Genomic DNA, 2,591 nt, shown 5'->3' with positions numbered 1-2,591 from the left:
GGCTGCGGATGATCAGAAACACGAACGGGGTGACCCCATGACCGCAGCGGCTTCGACGACGAAACACCCCAAGGCCGACAAGGGCGCCGCCGGGCACCCGCGCGGCCGCCTCGAGTGGCGACGCATGCTGCACTGGCTGCTCGAGGACGGCGTGATCGGCCGCGAGGACCATGACCGCACCGAGAAGCGCTTCGCGGCGGCCGAGAGCGTGCAGCATCCGCTGGTGCGGCTGGGCAGCGCGGGCCTGTCGAACCTGTCCGGCAAGCCGCTCGACACCGAGATGCTCACCGAATGGCTGGCCGGCCGCATCGGCATGCCGTACATGCGCATCGATCCGCTGAAGGTCGACGTGGGCCGCGTCGGCGACGTGATGTCGATCAGCTATGCCGAGCGCCGCCGCGCGCTGCCGCTGCTGTTCGGTGCACAGGACGTGACGGTGGCGACCAGCGAGCCGTTCGACATCGCCTGGGCGCCCGAGATCGAGGCCCACACGCGCAAGACGCTGCGGCTGGTGCTGGTCAACCCGATCGAGGTGGCGCGCTACACGACCGAGTTCTACACGCTGTCGCGCTCGGTGCGCGCGGCGGCCAAGAACGGCGAGAACTCGGCGGCCGCGAGCTTCGAGCAGTTGGTGGAGCTCGGGCGCAGCAACAAGCAGCTCGATGCCAACGACCAGGGCGTCGTGCAGGTGGTCGACTGGCTGTGGCAGTACGCCTTCGACCAGCGCGCGAGCGACATCCACCTGGAGCCGCGCCGCGAGCTGAGCCTGATCCGCTTCCGCATCGACGGCGTGATGCACACCGTCTACCAGCTGCCGCCCGGCGTGATGAACGCGATGATCGCGCGCGTGAAGCTGCTCGGCCGCATGGACGTGGTCGAGAAGCGGCGTCCGCTCGACGGCCGCATCAAGACGCGCAACCCGAACGGCGACGAGGTGGAGATGCGGCTGTCGACGCTGCCCACCGCGTTCGGCGAGAAGATGGTGATGCGGATCTTCGACCCGGACACGACCGTCAAGTCGCTCGATGCGCTCGGCTTCGGCAGCCACGACGCCCAGCGATGGGAGGGGCTCACCGCGCGGCCGCACGGCATCATCCTCGTGACCGGGCCGACCGGATCGGGCAAGACCACCACGCTGTACTCCACGCTGAAGCGGCTGGCCACCGACGAGGTCAACGTCTGCACGATCGAAGACCCGATCGAGATGATCCAGCCCACCTTCAACCAGACGCAGGTGCAACCTGCGCTGGACCTCGGCTTCGCCGAAGGCGTGCGGGCGCTGATGCGGCAGGACCCGGACATCATCATGGTGGGCGAAATCCGCGACCTGGAGACCGCCGAGATGGCGATCCAGGCCGCGCTGACCGGCCACCTGGTGTTCAGCACGCTGCACACCAACGACTCGGCCTCGGCGGTGACGCGGCTGGTCGACCTGGGCGTGCCGCCGTACCTGATCGGCGCCACCGTGATCGGCGTGCTGGCGCAGCGGCTGGTGCGCGCGCTGTGCGCGAGCTGCAAGCAGCCCGATGAAGCCGTGACGGCCGAGACGCTGAACGAGGCCATCAAGCCGTGGCGCATCAACGGCAAGGCGCGGCCCTACAAGCCGGTGGGCTGCCTCGAATGCCGCATGACGGGATTCCGCGGCCGCGCGGGGCTCTACGAACTGCTGACGCTGAACGAGGCGGCGCAGCCGGCCATCCACCCGGTGCCCGATGCGTCGAAGCTGCGCCAGCTGTCGCTCGCCGAGGGGCTGCGGCCCTTGCGGCTGGCCGGGATGATGAAGGTGGCCGAAGGCGTCACCACGATGGACGAGGTGCTGCGCTCGACGCCGTCCTGGGACACCTGATGACACCTCAGGACACGCTGCGCTACGTGTAAACCACACACGGCGCCTGGAGTGGTCTGCCTAGAATCGTCCGCAAGCTGTAACAGACAGCGTCACGTCCACCCAGGACACGAGGAGCTATTCGTGCAGATCAAGAGCCAACGGGACTTCTGGTCCGGTTTGATGTTCATCGTCGTCGGCGTGGTGTTCGCCGTCGGTGCGACGAACTACAGCATGGGGAGCTCGGCGCGRCCGGGCCCCGGCTACTTCCCGCTGATCCTCAGCGTGCTGATGGCGATCCTGGGCGGCTTCGTGCTGTTCAAGTCGCTGACCATCGAGGTCGAGGGGGGCGACCCGATCGGCCACATCGCGTGGCGCCCGCTGCTGGTGATCGTCGCGGCGATCGCGGTGTTCGGCCTCGCGCTGCCGCGCCTGGGCCTGGTGATCACGGTGCCGATCCTGATCCTGATGACCAGCCTCGCCGGCGATGAATTCAAGTGGAAGGGCGTCGTCGCGACGGCCGTCGTGCTCACCGTGGGTTCGTGGGCGATCTTCGTGCTCGGGCTGAAGCTGGTCATCCCGATGTGGCCCTGGTTCGTGGGCTGAAAAGGAAAACACCATGGACTTGTTGGGAAACCTCGCACTCGGCTTCGGCGTCGCCTTCACGGCGCAGAACCTGATGTATGCGTTCTTCGGTTCGGTGCTGGGCACGCTGATCGGCGTGCTGCCCGGGCTGGGCCCGGTGGCCACCATCGCGATGCTGCTG

At 67.8% G+C, this 2,591-nt stretch carries 2 protein-coding genes; both read left to right on the top strand.

The features are described 5' to 3' along the window. Positions 1–37 precede the first annotated feature (37 nt). The gene (locus AC1D15_RS26365) at positions 38–1,846 is read left to right on the top strand and encodes a GspE/PulE family protein (protein ID WP_465111861.1); all 1,809 of its coding nucleotides are present in this window, start codon (positions 38–40) and stop codon (positions 1,844–1,846) included. 123 nt (positions 1,847–1,969) lie between these two features. After that, on the top strand, positions 1,970–2,431 hold the full coding sequence (locus tag AC1D15_RS26360) for a tripartite tricarboxylate transporter TctB family protein (protein WP_477828318.1): 462 nt from the start codon (positions 1,970–1,972) through the stop codon (positions 2,429–2,431). The last annotated feature ends 160 nt before the right edge of the window (positions 2,432–2,591 follow it).

The sequence above is a fragment of the Rhizobacter sp. P2_H2 genome (assembly GCF_056403375.1).
Note: the sequence above shows the minus strand (reverse complement) of the source record. Positions and strands in the feature narration are given on the sequence as shown.